The organism is Pantoea sp. AN62 (genome assembly GCF_050432985.1).
Classification (GTDB): domain Bacteria; phylum Pseudomonadota; class Gammaproteobacteria; order Enterobacterales; family Enterobacteriaceae; genus Pantoea; species Pantoea brenneri.
Map to the genome: position 1 here is coordinate 139812 of NZ_JBNPYB010000005.1, position 12885 is coordinate 152696.

Here is a 12885-nt window from a genome sequence, read left to right on the forward strand (position 1 = left end):
AACTTTGCTCTATGGGAAGAGCGGGAGGCATTCAGCTATGAATGGCGTTCGACCCTCATGCCGCTGTTCAGCGGGATGCTTTTCTGAGTAGGGTGCAATTACACCGCCAGCAGATGATCTCTGCTGGCTTTTTTCATGCCGCACGGTATCGTCTACCCTTCTTCTCTTCCCCTGTTCATCCTGTAAGGGATTTCGGTATGAAATCGCTGTTAACGCGGCAGCGCCGCATCAATCCGGTTTACCTCGCTTTTATGGTCGCCTCGTTCATGCTCGGTGTGGCGGGCGCATTGCAGGCACCGACCCTCAGCCTGTTTCTGACCCGTGAGGTGCAGGCCCGCCCATTCTGGGTCGGGCTTTTTTTCACTATCAATGCGGTGGCCGGTATCGTGGTAAGCATGCTGGTGGCAAAGCGATCGGACAGCGTCGGCGATCGCCGCAACATCATTCTGTTCTGCTGCCTGATGGCGCTGGTCAATGCGCTGCTGTTTGCCTTTACCCGTCATTATCTGACGCTGATTACCCTCGGGGTGCTATTGTCTGCCTTAGCCAGCGTGTCGATGCCGCAGCTGTTCGCGCTGGCGCGTGAATATGCTGACCAGTCGGCGCGGGAAGCGGTGATGTTCAGTTCGGTGATGCGTGCGCAGCTGTCGCTGGCGTGGGTGATCGGACCGCCGCTGTCGTTCGCCCTGGCGCTGAACTACGGTTTCGTGACGCTGTTTATGGTGGCGGCGGCGCTGTTCCTGATCTGCATCGTACTGGTGTGGTTTACCCTGCCGTCGGTGCCGCGTGCTGAGCCGCTGCTGCAAAGCGGTGGTCTGCCGTTAAGCGGCTGGCGTGACCGGGATGTGCGGCTGCTATTTCTGGCCTCGGTGACCATGTGGACCTGCAACACCATGTACATCATCGACATGCCGCTCTACATCAGTACCACGCTGGGATTGCCGGAAAAGCTGGCCGGTTTGCTGATGGGGACCGCGGCCGGGCTGGAGATTCCGGTGATGCTGCTGGCCGGGCATTACGCCCGCAGGCTGGGCAAGCGGCGGCTGATGCTGCTGGCGGTGGCGGCAGGGGTGCTGTTTTATCTCGGGCTGGTGCTGTTCAACTCGCGCACCTCACTGATGGTTCTACAGCTGTTTAATGCGGTGTTTGTCGGGATTATCGCTGGCATCGGAATGTTGTGGTTCCAGGATTTAATGCCGGGGCGGCCAGGTGCCGCGACAACGATGTTCACCAACTCGATCTCGACCGGCATGATTCTGGCTGGGGTTATTCAGGGAACGTTAAGTGAGCGGCTGGGACATGAAGCGGTCTACTGGCTGGCATTTGTGCTGGCGATAGCGGCTTTTATTATGTCAGCGCGGGTACGCAACGTATAAAGAAGAAGGGCGACAGGATGCCGCCCTCATTGTGCTGATAAACCCAAATCCGGGTGAACCAGACCGCAGCTGACAAGCTCTATTCGCAGAGAACACCGGCAAAGGAGGAAGGCGTCCCGCGGCAGGGAAGGCGCGGGACGAGCGGCCAGGGATGGTTTACGCGACTTTCCGATCTGACTGTGTTCCCTTCGCAGGCTCGGTCTAACCACTGGGGCAGAGCAGAGGTTGTCAGTAACAGCAGGGCGACCCGATGTCGCCCTGCTTTAACTCAATCAGCGCAGGAAAGCGGGCTGGTTCTGCTCATATTGCGAGATCGACGCTTCGTGTTGCAGCGTCAGGCCAATACTGTCGAGGCCGTTAATCATGCAGTGGCGGCGGAAGCTGTCGAGTTCGAACGGATAGACTTTCTCACCCGCAGTGACCGTCTGAGCTTCCAGATCGACCGTAAAGCGAATGCCGGGTTGCGACGCCACCAGTTTAAACATCTCATCTACTTCCTGTTCGCTTAATTTCACCGGCAACAGCTGGTTATTGAAGCTGTTGCCGTAAAAAATGTCCGCGAAGCTCGGCGCAATCACCACGTGGAAACCGAAATCGGTCAGCGCCCAGGGCGCATGCTCACGTGATGAGCCGCAGCCGAAGTTTTCACGCGCCAGCAGGATGCTGGTGCCTTTGAACTCGGGCTTGTTGAGCACAAAACCGGGCGTCGGTACGGTGCCGGCATCATCTTCAAAACGCCAGTCGTGGAACAGGTGCTGGCCGAAACCGGTGCGGGTTACTTTCTGCAAAAACTGCTTAGGAATAATGGCATCGGTATCGACGTTAGCCGCATCCAGTGGCGCAACAATACCGGTGTGCTGGGTGAATTTATTCGCCATCGGTTAAGCTCCTGTCGTCAGTTGACGGATATCGGCAAAATGGCCGGAAACGGCGGCGGCGGCGGCCATCGCCGGGCTGACTAAATGGGTCCGGCCACCGCGGCCCTGACGACCTTCAAAATTACGGTTGCTGGTTGAGGCGCAACGCTCGCCTGGATTCAGACGGTCATTATTCATCGCCAGACACATTGAACAGCCGGGCAGACGCCATTCAAAGCCAGCGTCGAGGAAGATTTTATCCAGACCTTCGGCTTCAGCCTGAGCTTTGACCGGACCGGAACCTGGCACCACCATGGCAATCACGCCAGGCGCGACTTTGCGGCCTTTGGCGATGGCGGCGGCAGCGCGCAGATCCTCAATGCGTGAGTTGGTGCAGGAGCCGATAAACACCTTATCAATCGCCACATCGGTCAGTTTAATGCCTGGCTGCAGGTTCATGTAGGCCAGCGCTTTCTCCGCCGAGGCGCGCTCGACCGGATCGGCGAACGAGGCGGGATTCGGGATCACCTGATCGACGGCGATCACCTGGCCTGGATTGGTGCCCCAGGTGACCTGAGGAGCGATCTCTTCTGCGTGCAGAGTGACGACTGCATCAAATTTCGCGCCTTCATCTGACTTCAGGGTACGCCAGTAGGCCACAGCCTGTTCCCATTTCTCACCCTTTGGCGAGAACTGACGGCCTTTCAGGTAGTTGAATGTGGTCTCATCCGGCGCGACCAGGCCCGCTTTGGCACCCATCTCAATCGCCATATTGCACAGGGTCATACGGCCTTCCATGCTCAGCGCTTCAATCGCCGGACCGCAGAACTCCACTACGTGACCGGTACCGCCCGCGCTGCCGGTTTTGCCGATGATCGCCAGCACGATATCTTTGGCGGTGATGCCGGTCGCGGCTTCGCCCAGCACTTCAATCTTCATGGTTTTCGCCCGACCCTGTTTCAGCGTCTGGGTGGCAAACACATGCTCGACTTCTGAGGTGCCGATACCAAAGGCCAGCGAGCCAAACGCGCCGTGTGTGGCGGTGTGCGAGTCGCCGCAGACGATGGTCATGCCCGGCAGGGTCATACCCTGCTCAGGACCGATAACGTGAACGATGCCCTGGAACGGGTGATTCAGGTCATACAGCTGGACGCCAAACTCGGCGCAGTTTTTCATCAGCTCCTGCATCTGAATACGCGCCATCTCACCCGATGCGTTGATATCTTTGGTCTGGGTTGAGACGTTGTGATCCATGGTGGCGAAGGTTTTTTCAGGCTGACGAACTTTACGTCCGTGCGCGCGCAGGCCATCAAACGCCTGTGGCGAGGTCACTTCATGGATCAGATGACGATCGATGTAGAGTAATGGCGTTTCATCTGGCGCTTCGTGGACGACATGTGCATCAAATAACTTCTGGTATAAGGTTTTCATTATTTTATTTTTCCTCGGCGATAAAGCGGGCAATGATGCTGCCCATCTCATCGGTGCTGACCGCAGGGCCGTCGCCGGCTAAATCTTTGGTGCGGTAGCCCTCTTCCAGCGCCCGGCTGATGGCGCGCTCAATGCTGTCGGCGGCGTCATCGGCATTCAGGCTGTAACGTAACAGCAACGCCAGTGACAGGATCTGCGCCACCGGGTTGGCGATGTTCTGGCCCGCAATGTCTGGCGCAGAGCCACCGGCCGGTTCAAACAGACCAAAACCCTCTTCATTCAGGCTGGCGGAAGGCAGCATGCCCATTGAGCCAGTGATCATGGCGCACTCATCAGAGAGAATGTCACCGAACAGGTTAGAGCAGAGCAGCACGTCAAACTGCGACGGGTCTTTGATCAGCTGCATGGTGGCATTGTCGATATACATGTGGCTCAGCTGTACATCCGGATAATCTTTAGCAACCTCGTTGACGATCTCGCGCCACATTACCGAGGTCTGCAACACGTTGGCTTTATCGATTGAGGTCACTTTATGACGACGTTTGCGCGCCGACTCAAACGCGATGCGGGCGATGCGTTCGATTTCGAAACGGTGGTAAACCTCGGTATCGAATGCCCGCTCGTGCGGACCGCTGCCTTCGCGGCCTTTCGGCTGGCCGAAGTAGATGCCGCCAGTCAGTTCACGTACGCACAGAATGTCGAAGCCGCGGGCGGCGATGTCGCTGCGCAGCGGGCAAAAAGCTTCCAGTCCACTGTAGAGTGCTGCCGGACGCAGATTGCTGAACAGACGGAAGTGTTTACGCAACGGCAACAGCGCACCACGTTCAGGCTGAGATGCTGGCGGTAAGTGTTCCCACTTTGGCCCGCCAACCGAACCGAACAGAATAGCATCGGCCTGCTCACAGCCTGCCACGGTAGCTGGCGGTAACGGCTCGCCGTGTTGATCGATGGCGATGCCTCCAACCGCGTATTCGCTGGTAGTGATGCGCATGTCGAAGCGTTGACGAATCGCATCTAACACCTTCATTGCCTGCGCCATCACTTCCGGGCCGATACCGTCACCCGATAAAACTGCAATATGGGAAGAGCTGGACATAGTTATACCGTTTCCTTCTGATCTTTAAATTTGCGCTGCAATTCTTGTTCAACCTGTCTGGCACGCCAGATGTTATTCAGGGCGTTAACCATCGCTTTGGCAGAAGATTCGACGATATCGGTCGCCAGACCGACGCCGTGGAATTTACGGTTGTTGTAGCTCACCACGATATCCACCTGACCCAGCGCATTTTCGCCGTGGCCCTTCGCGGTCAGTTTGTAGTTAACCAGTTCTGCATCCAGCTGGGTGATGCGATTGATCGCCTGATAAACGGCGTCAACCGGACCATTGCCGGTGGCGGCATCTGATTTGGTGCTCTCGCCGCAGCCCAGATTGACCGAGGCCGTGGCGGTAATGCTCGAACCGGTCTGGACGTTGAATTCGTTCAGCTGGAAATATTCCGGCTCTTCATTCTGTTTATTGATGAAGGCCAGCGCTTCCAGGTCGTAATCAAATACCTGACCTTTTTTATCGGCCAGCTTCAGGAAGGCGTCGTACAGGGTGTCCAGATTGTAATCGTGCTCTGCATAGCCCATCTCTTCCATACGGTGTTTAACCGCGGCGCGGCCAGAACGAGAGGTCAGGTTGAGCTGGATTTTGTGCAGGCCAATCGATTCAGGGGTCAGGATTTCATAGTTCTCGCGGTTCTTCAGCACGCCATCCTGGTGAATACCAGAGGAGTGGGCAAAGGCGTTTGAGCCGACCACTGCTTTGTTAGCCGGGATCGGCATATTACAGATCTGACTGACCATCTGGCTGGTGCGGTAGATTTCCTGATGATTGATATTGGTGTGGACATTCATGATCTGCTGGCGGGTTTTGATCGCCATGATCACCTCTTCCAGCGCACAGTTACCGGCACGTTCACCCAATCCATTCAGCGTGCCTTCAACCTGGCGGGCGCCTGCCTGAACCGCAGCCAGCGCATTACCGGTCGCCATGCCCAGGTCATCATGGGTATGTACTGACAGAATCGCTTTATCGATGTTCGGTACGCGCTGAATCAACTGGCTGATGATGTGGGCATATTCACCCGGCAGGGTATAGCCGACGGTATCCGGGATGTTAATGGTACGAGCACCGGCATTAATTGCCGCTTCAACCATCCGGCACAGATCGTCAATCGGGGTACGGCCACCGTCTTCACAGGAAAACTCAACGTCGTCGGTGTAGTTACGGGCGCGTTTCACCATCTTCACTGCACGTTCAATGACCTCGGGCAGTGTGCTGCGCAGTTTGGTGGCGATGTGCATCGGTGAGGTGGCGATAAAGGTATGAATACGGAAGGCGTCAGCAACGCGCAGTGACTCGTAGGCGGCGTCGATATCTTTTTCTACACAGCGCGCCAGGCCGCAAACCCGGCTGTTTTTGATGGTCCGCGCAATGGTTTGTACAGATTCAAAATCACCGGGTGAGGAAACCGGAAAACCGACTTCCATCACGTCTACGCCCATGCGCTCCAGCGCTAACGCAATCTGCAATTTTTCTTTCACACTCAGGCTGGCCTGTAATGCCTGTTCACCGTCGCGCAGAGTGGTATCGAAAATAATGACTTGCTGGCTCATCGTATTCATCCTTATGCATTTCTTGCCTTGCAACGAGCATAAAAAAACCCGCGACAGGCGCGGGTTTTTAACTTTCAGCAGGTTTGAATCAGTGTTTGATTCCGCCCACAAGTCTACCGCGCAAACTGAATGCGTTTAGTAGTAGACCGAGTAGGCGAGAAGAACGAAACATGGATTCAAACCTCATAAAATTGTGTGCTGCACATATTGGTACTGGAATCCCGGAGGGATGTCAACCTTCAATGAAGGGCTATTTATGCGGCTAAATAAGGAAAATATTCTGTCAGATATCGGCCAGCCAGCGTATTGAACAACTGCGCACGCGGCGCGGGTTAAAACAGACGATCGGTGGCGGCTGGCTGTGGCTTTGTATTTTATTAATTAACTGAAATTAAAAGATTTTATAATTTATCTTTCAGTCGGAGTGACCGGATTTATTTTCGCTGCTTCAGCATAATCGTATGAACTTTAATGATTTTAAGGTTAATTACGCCAGAAAAGAAATGCCACAGCAAATTGTGGGCTGCGGTAAGCGGCAATAACTTTTCGCTATTTCTTAGATCACGCTGAAAATAATTTCATCGCCAGCATTTTCCTCTGCGGTTGTGCGACGTGATTAGTGTATTCCGCGTAGCCCTTTCTTATCGCGCAGAGCCTTTACGTTGGCGCGGTTTAATTTGCGCGAGTTTGCGGTTTGCCTGCCAGGTTAACTGCGGTTATGGTAATCGTCCTACTCTCAAAACAATGAACTCAACAGATTTCTCTGTATCCGCTGGGCGGAACGCGTTTCCGCCCTGCTGGCATAAACATAAGGTTTTGATCTTACATTGGCAAAGCAGGTGCCTGGATGACGTAACGCACCACGCGCGTTAACGCAGCCTGGCCCTCACGCCTGGAGGCAGAAGATGGAGATGTTGTCAGGAGCCGAAATGGTCGTCCGTTCGTTAATCGATCAGGGCGTTAAGCAGGTATTCGGTTATCCGGGTGGCGCGGTGTTGGATATTTACGACGCGCTGCAAACGGTCGGGGGAATCGACCACGTTCTGGTGCGCCATGAACAGGGCGCGGTGCACATGGCCGATGGCCTGGCGCGCGCGACCGGCGAAGTCGGCGTGGTGCTGGTGACGTCCGGACCCGGCGCCACCAATGCGATTACCGGTATCGCCACGGCCTATATGGATTCAATCCCGCTGGTGATTCTGTCGGGGCAGGTGCCTTCGTCGCTGATCGGCTATGACGCCTTTCAGGAGTGCGACATGGTCGGCATCTCCCGTCCGGTGGTGAAACACAGTTTCCTGGTGAAAAACACCGAAGAGATCCCGACCGTGCTGAAAAAGGCGTTCTGGCTGGCGTCGAGCGGACGTCCGGGACCGGTGGTGATCGATCTGCCAAAAGACATTCTTAATCCGGCCAATAAACTGCCTTATCACTGGCCGGAAGAAGTGAGCATGCGCTCTTACAATCCAACGATTCAGGGGCACAAAGGGCAGATCAAACGTGCATTGAATACGCTGCTGGCAGCCCATAAGCCAGTGATCTACGTCGGTGGCGGCGCGATCACCTCAGGCTGTGAGGCGGAACTGCTGCAGCTGGCGGAGAGCCTGAACATCCCGGTCACCACCTCGCTGATGGGGCTGGGCGCGTTTCCTGGTACTCACCGTCAATGCGTCGGCATGCTGGGGATGCACGGCACCTACGAAGCCAATATGACCATGCACAATGCCGACCTGATTTTCGGCGTTGGGGTTCGCTTTGATGATCGTACCACTAACAACCTGGCAAAATATTGCCCGGATGCCACGGTGATGCACATTGATATCGATCCCACCTCCATCTCAAAAACGGTGGCGGCCGATATCCCGATCGTTGGCGATGCCCGCCAGGTGCTGCAGCAGATGCTGGAGCTACTGGCCCAGACTGACAGCAAACAGCCGCTCGACAGCCTGCGTGACTGGTGGCAATCGATTGAAAGCTGGCGCAGCCGTCAGTGCCTGGAATTTGATCGTACCAGCGCAAAAATTAAGCCGCAGGCGGTTATTGAAACCATCTGCCGCTTGACCAAAGGCGACGCTTATGTCACCTCTGACGTCGGTCAGCATCAGATGTTTGCGGCGCTGTACTACCAGTTTGATAAGCCGCGTCGCTGGATCAACTCCGGCGGTCTCGGCACCATGGGCTTTGGCCTGCCTGCCGCGCTCGGCGTGAAAATGGCGTTGCCGGATGAAACCGTTATTTGTGTCACCGGCGACGGCAGTATCCAGATGAACATTCAGGAGCTGTCGACCGCGCTGCAGTACAATCTGCCGGTGCTGGTGCTGAACCTTAACAACCGTTTCCTCGGCATGGTGAAACAGTGGCAGGACATGATCTATTCCGGCCGCCACTCCCAGTCTTATATGGAATCGCTGCCTGATTTCGTCCGTCTGGCAGAAGCCTATGGGCATGTCGGAATCGCCATTGAGCATCCGGCGGAGCTGGAAGAGAAGCTGACGCTGGCGCTGGAAACACTGGCGCAGGGACGGCTGGTATTTGTGGATGTCACCGTCGACGGCAGTGAGCACGTTTATCCGATGCAGATTCGCGGTGGCAGCATGGATGAGATGTGGTTAAGCAAAACGGAGAGGACATAACTATGCGTCGCATTTTATCGGTTCTGCTGGAGAACGAATCCGGCGCATTATCTCGCGTGGTCGGCCTGTTCTCACAGCGTGGCTATAACATCGAAAGCCTGACCGTTGCGCCAACGGACGATCCGACGCTATCGCGAATGACGATACAGACCGTCGGCGATCAGAAGGTGCTGGAGCAGATCGAGAAGCAGCTGCACAAGCTGGTTGATGTGCTGCGCGTGACCGAACTGGGGCAGGGCGCGTACGTTGAGCGTGAAATTATGCTGGTGAAAATTCAGGCCAGCGGCTACGGCCGGGAAGAGGTGAAGCGCAATGCGGAAATCTTCCGGGGCCAGATTATTGATGTGACCCCGACGCTGTATACGGTTCAGCTTGCCGGCACCAGCGACAAACTGGACGCATTCCTGAATACCGTGCGCGATGTGGCGGAAATTGTCGAAGTGGCACGCTCCGGAATCGTCGGGGTGTCGCGTGGCGATCGCATCATGCGTTAATCACCTTGCGTAATCACTCAGGATGACTCTAACCCGGCGAAATGCCGGGTTTTTTTATTTTTTATGCGCCAGACCAGTTACATTCAGAAAAGCGGTTGCTCCGCGCACTTTTCTGCTGTTAGATGATAACCATGAGTTGTCCATAGCTTAACTGCGGCTATTTTAGTCGTGCGAACGGCTTTGATTGAGGGTTATCGTGAAACTGGATGAAATTGCGCGTCTGGCGGGCGTGTCGCGTACCACGGCCAGTTATGTGATTAATGGCAAAGCGCGGCAGTATCGTGTCAGCGACAAAACCGTTGAGAAAGTGATGGCGGTGGTGCGTGAGCACAATTACCACCCGAATGCAGTGGCGGCCGGACTGCGCGCCGGGCGCACCCGTTCCATTGGCTTAGTCATTCCCGATCTGGAAAATACCAGCTATACCCGCATCGCGAATTATCTTGAGCGTCAGGCACGGCAGCGAGGTTATCAGTTGCTGATCGCCTGTTCAGAAGATCAGCCGGATAATGAGATGCGCTGCATTGAGCATCTGCTGCAACGGCAGGTTGATGCGATCATCGTTTCTACTTCATTACCGCCAGAGCATCCGTTTTATCAGCGCTGGATCAACGATCCTCTGCCCATCATCGCCTTAGACCGCGCCCTCGATCGCGAGCACTTCACCAGCGTGGTGGGTGCCGATCAGGATGATGCCTATACGCTGGCCGCCGAATTACGTCAGCTCGAGGTTAAAAATGTGCTGTTTCTCGGCGCGCTACCCGAACTGTCGGTCAGTTTCCTGCGTGAGATGGGCTTCCGCGACGCGTGGAAAGAGGATAGTCGTCCAATCGACTACATCTACTGCAACAGTTTTGAGCGTACCGCTGCTGCGGCGCTGTTCGAAAAGTACCTTGAAGATCATCCGATGCCTGAGGCGCTGTTCACCACGTCGTTTGGCCTGCTACAGGGCGTGATGGATGTGACGCTGAAACGTGACGGACGGCTCCCGACCGAGCTGGCTATCGCGACCTTTGGCGACCACGAATTACTGGACTTTCTTGAGTGTCCGGTGCTGGCGGTGGGTCAGCGCCATCGTGACGTGGCGGAGCGGGTACTGGAATTAGTTTTAGCCTCCTTAGACGAACCGAGAAAACCGAAACCGGGGTTAACCCGCATCCGGCGTAATTTATACCGTCGCGGACAATTAAGCCGAAAAGTTAAATGAGTGACGGGCAGTATTAAGCTGCCCGCCTGTTTTAAATTGTGGCCTTTGGCGGTTCTGATAGCGGGAGGAGGTAAAAAAGCGTAAATTCTGCTCACTGAATCTAACAAATCAAAAAGCTTTATTTTTTATTATTTGTTTACAACTTCAACAAACCTTCTGTTCCCGTCCCGCCTGAAGCCGCTGGGCTTCCTTTAAGAAATCCCCTAAAATGCCGCCGCTGTCTCAGAAACTGCGATAAATATTTAGCGCTTTACATTGTTTCATTTTTAGCCGTTTTTCCCCGGCCCGCTATTTTTATTCAGGTATTCATCAGCTTAATTTTTATTTTTGCCTTTTATTTGAATATAACGTCGCCAGACGCTAATTCACCGGTCTGCAAATAGTGATATTCAACTGCCGCTCCGGCTTGACAAGGATTTCATCGGGTCCTTAAACTCGTTTCGTGGTAAAAAGTGGGATAAAGTGGCGCAAATGGGTGAGCGGGGGGTAAGGCTGGCATGTTCCGCGGAGCAACGTTAGTCAATCTCGACAGTAAAGGGCGGCTCGCAGTACCAACGCGATATCGCGATTTACTGAACAGCGAGTCTCAGGGGCAGATGGTCTGTACCATCGACCTCCACCAGCCATGCCTGTTGCTTTATACCCTGCCCGAATGGGAAATCATTGAAAAAAAGCTGGCCCGCTTATCCAGTATGAATCCACTTGAGCGCCGCGTGCAGCGCCTGTTACTGGGCCATGCCAGTGAGTGTCAGATGGATAATGCAGGGCGCTTGTTGCTGGCGAATACGCTTCGCCAACACGCTAAATTAACCAAAGAAGTGATGCTGGTTGGACAGTTCAATAAGTTTGAACTGTGGGATGAACAGACCTGGTATCAACAAGTCAGGGACGATATTGACGCAGAACAGTCGGCTCAGGAGCCTTTATCTGAGCGGTTGCAGGACTTGTCGCTATAGCTATGCAGGAAAATTTTAAACATACCACCGTGCTGTTGGATGAGGCGGTTAACGGCCTCAATATCAGGGAAGACGGGATTTACATCGACGGCACATTCGGTCGTGGCGGTCATTCGCGCTTAATTCTTTCGCAGCTTGGGGCGAAGGGAAAGCTCATCGCTATCGATCGTGACCCGCAAGCTATTGCCGCGGCCGCTGAGATCACCGATCCGCGCTTCTCCATTATTCATGGTCCTTTTTCCGCGCTGGCGGAGTACGTTTCTGAACGGGGATTAGTCGGCAAAATTGACGGCATTTTACTGGATTTAGGCGTGTCGTCGCCGCAGCTGGATGATGCCGAACGCGGCTTCTCCTTTATGCGCGACGGACCACTGGATATGCGAATGGACCCGTCGCGGGGTCATTCCGCCGCTGAGTGGTTGCTCCACGCTGAAGAAGCCGACATCGCTTTCGTGCTGAAGACCTATGGCGAAGAGCGTTTCGCCAAACGTATCGCCCGCGCCATTGTTGAGCGCAACCGCGAGCAGCCGATGACACGCACCAAAGAGCTGGCTGAGGTGATCGCCATCGCCACGCCGGTGAAAGATAAATTTAAGCATCCGGCGACGCGCAGCTTCCAGGCGATTCGAATCTGGATCAACAGTGAACTGGAAGAGATCGACATCGCGCTGAAAGGCGCGGTTGAGGTGCTGGCACCGCAGGGACGTCTGTCGGTCATCAGCTTCCACTCACTGGAAGATCGGCTGGTGAAGCGCTTTATGCGCGATCAGAGCCGCGGGCCGCAGGTGCCAGCTGGATTACCAATGACGGAACAGCAGTTACGCGCGCTGGGCGGACGAGAACTTAAGTTGCTGGGCAAACTGTCGCCGGGCGAGGCTGAAGTGGCTGAAAACCCACGCGCGCGCAGCTCGGTATTACGAATCGCGGAGAAGACCGACGCATGATCGGTAATGAGCGCCACAGCCTGCCTGGCGTGATTGGCGGCGATCTGCTGCGGAAAGGCAAGATTCCGGTGTTGCTGCTGATCGCCGTGCTGGTTTCTGCGGTACTGGTGGTCACCACCACGCACAAAACGCGCTTGCTGACGGCGCAACGTGAACAGCTGGTACTGGAGCGGGATGCGCTGGATATCGAATGGCGCAACCTGATCCTGGAAGAGAACGCCCTGGGCGATCACAGTCGTGTTGAACGAATCGCAACCGAGAAGTTGCAATTGCAGCATGTTGATCCTTCACAAGAAAATATTGTGGTGCAGAAATAAGGACCTCAGATA

The 12885-nt window shown here is 55.0% G+C and carries 12 protein-coding genes; 7 read left to right on the top strand and 5 right to left on the bottom strand.

All coding sequences use genetic code 11. The features are described from left to right. Positions 1 to 197: 197 nt before the first annotated feature. A complete protein-coding gene (locus FHW04_RS07755) occupies positions 198 to 1376 on the top strand; it encodes an MFS transporter (RefSeq protein WP_031375989.1) in 1179 nt (392 codons plus the stop codon). A 272-nt stretch (positions 1377 to 1648) separates the two neighbouring features. Here the strand turns inward: FHW04_RS07755 and leuD are convergent, their stop codons facing one another. The 5 genes from leuD to leuL all read right to left on the bottom strand — a co-directional run bounded on the left by leuD (position 1649) and on the right by leuL (position 6512). Next, entirely contained in the window at positions 1649 to 2254 is a 606-nt protein-coding gene (gene leuD / locus FHW04_RS07760; RefSeq protein ID WP_089561374.1) for a 3-isopropylmalate dehydratase small subunit, read from the bottom strand. A gap of 3 nt (positions 2255 to 2257) precedes the next feature. Then, positions 2258 to 3664, bottom strand: a complete 1407-nt coding sequence (leuC, locus tag FHW04_RS07765) for a 3-isopropylmalate dehydratase large subunit (protein ID WP_031375987.1) — start codon at positions 3662 to 3664, stop codon at positions 2258 to 2260. Positions 3665 to 3668: 4 nt separating this feature from the next. Further along, entirely contained in the window at positions 3669 to 4760 is a 1092-nt protein-coding gene (gene leuB / locus FHW04_RS07770) for a 3-isopropylmalate dehydrogenase (RefSeq protein WP_046289187.1), read from the bottom strand. Between the two features lie 2 nt (positions 4761 to 4762). Further along, entirely contained in the window at positions 4763 to 6325 is a 1563-nt protein-coding gene (gene leuA, locus FHW04_RS07775; RefSeq protein WP_046289188.1) for a 2-isopropylmalate synthase, read from the bottom strand. Positions 6326 to 6413: 88 nt separating this feature from the next. After that, the gene (gene leuL, locus FHW04_RS07780; RefSeq protein ID WP_193387671.1) at positions 6414 to 6512 is read right to left on the bottom strand and encodes a leu operon leader peptide; all 99 of its coding nucleotides are present in this window, start codon (positions 6510 to 6512) and stop codon (positions 6414 to 6416) included. A 718-nt stretch (positions 6513 to 7230) separates the two neighbouring features. Between leuL and ilvI the strand changes: the two genes are divergently transcribed. From ilvI to ftsL, 6 genes are all read left to right on the top strand, one after another. Next, positions 7231 to 8955: an acetolactate synthase 3 large subunit gene (gene ilvI, locus FHW04_RS07785; RefSeq protein ID WP_031375986.1), complete on the top strand. Its 1725-nt coding sequence runs from the start codon at positions 7231 to 7233 to the stop codon at positions 8953 to 8955. Between the two features lie 2 nt (positions 8956 to 8957). Then, a complete protein-coding gene (gene ilvN / locus FHW04_RS07790; protein ID WP_010253849.1) occupies positions 8958 to 9449 on the top strand; it encodes an acetolactate synthase small subunit in 492 nt (163 codons plus the stop codon). A gap of 196 nt (positions 9450 to 9645) precedes the next feature. Further along, on the top strand, positions 9646 to 10656 hold the full coding sequence (cra, locus tag FHW04_RS07795) for a catabolite repressor/activator (RefSeq protein WP_031375985.1): 1011 nt from the start codon (positions 9646 to 9648) through the stop codon (positions 10654 to 10656). Positions 10657 to 11153: 497 nt separating this feature from the next. After that, positions 11154 to 11612: a division/cell wall cluster transcriptional repressor MraZ gene (gene mraZ / locus FHW04_RS07800; protein WP_069728434.1), complete on the top strand. Its 459-nt coding sequence runs from the start codon at positions 11154 to 11156 to the stop codon at positions 11610 to 11612. Positions 11613 to 11614: 2 nt separating this feature from the next. Continuing rightward, complete coding sequence (gene rsmH, locus FHW04_RS07805) at positions 11615 to 12556, top strand: 16S rRNA (cytosine(1402)-N(4))-methyltransferase RsmH (protein ID WP_031375983.1); 942 nt, start codon at positions 11615 to 11617, stop codon at positions 12554 to 12556. Continuing rightward, positions 12553 to 12873 carry a cell division protein FtsL gene (gene ftsL, locus FHW04_RS07810; protein WP_031375982.1) on the top strand — a complete coding sequence of 107 codons (321 nt, stop codon included), beginning with the start codon at positions 12553 to 12555 and terminating at the stop codon, positions 12871 to 12873. The genes rsmH and ftsL overlap by 4 nt, the downstream gene beginning before the upstream one ends. Positions 12874 to 12885: the final 12 nt, after the last annotated feature.

What these genes read in the sequence shown, in the direction of transcription:
- FHW04_RS07755 (WP_031375989.1), top strand. Translation starts at nt 198, where the DNA reads ATGAAATCGCTGTTAACGCGGCAGCGCCGCATCAATCCGGTTTACCTC.
- leuD (WP_089561374.1), bottom strand. Translation starts at nt 2,254, where the DNA reads ATGGCGAATAAATTCACCCAGCACACCGGTATTGTTGCGCCACTGGAT.
- leuC (WP_031375987.1), bottom strand. Translation starts at nt 3,664, where the DNA reads ATGAAAACCTTATACCAGAAGTTATTTGATGCACATGTCGTCCACGAA.
- leuB (WP_046289187.1), bottom strand. Translation starts at nt 4,760, where the DNA reads ATGTCCAGCTCTTCCCATATTGCAGTTTTATCGGGTGACGGTATCGGC.
- leuA (WP_046289188.1), bottom strand. Translation starts at nt 6,325, where the DNA reads ATGAGCCAGCAAGTCATTATTTTCGATACCACTCTGCGCGACGGTGAA.
- leuL (WP_193387671.1), bottom strand. Translation starts at nt 6,512, where the DNA reads ATGAGGTTTGAATCCATGTTTCGTTCTTCTCGCCTACTCGGTCTACTA.
- ilvI (WP_031375986.1), top strand. Translation starts at nt 7,231, where the DNA reads ATGGAGATGTTGTCAGGAGCCGAAATGGTCGTCCGTTCGTTAATCGAT.
- ilvN (WP_010253849.1), top strand. Translation starts at nt 8,958, where the DNA reads ATGCGTCGCATTTTATCGGTTCTGCTGGAGAACGAATCCGGCGCATTA.
- mraZ (WP_069728434.1), top strand. Translation starts at nt 11,154, where the DNA reads ATGTTCCGCGGAGCAACGTTAGTCAATCTCGACAGTAAAGGGCGGCTC.
- rsmH (WP_031375983.1), top strand. Translation starts at nt 11,615, where the DNA reads ATGCAGGAAAATTTTAAACATACCACCGTGCTGTTGGATGAGGCGGTT.
- ftsL (WP_031375982.1), top strand. Translation starts at nt 12,553, where the DNA reads ATGATCGGTAATGAGCGCCACAGCCTGCCTGGCGTGATTGGCGGCGAT.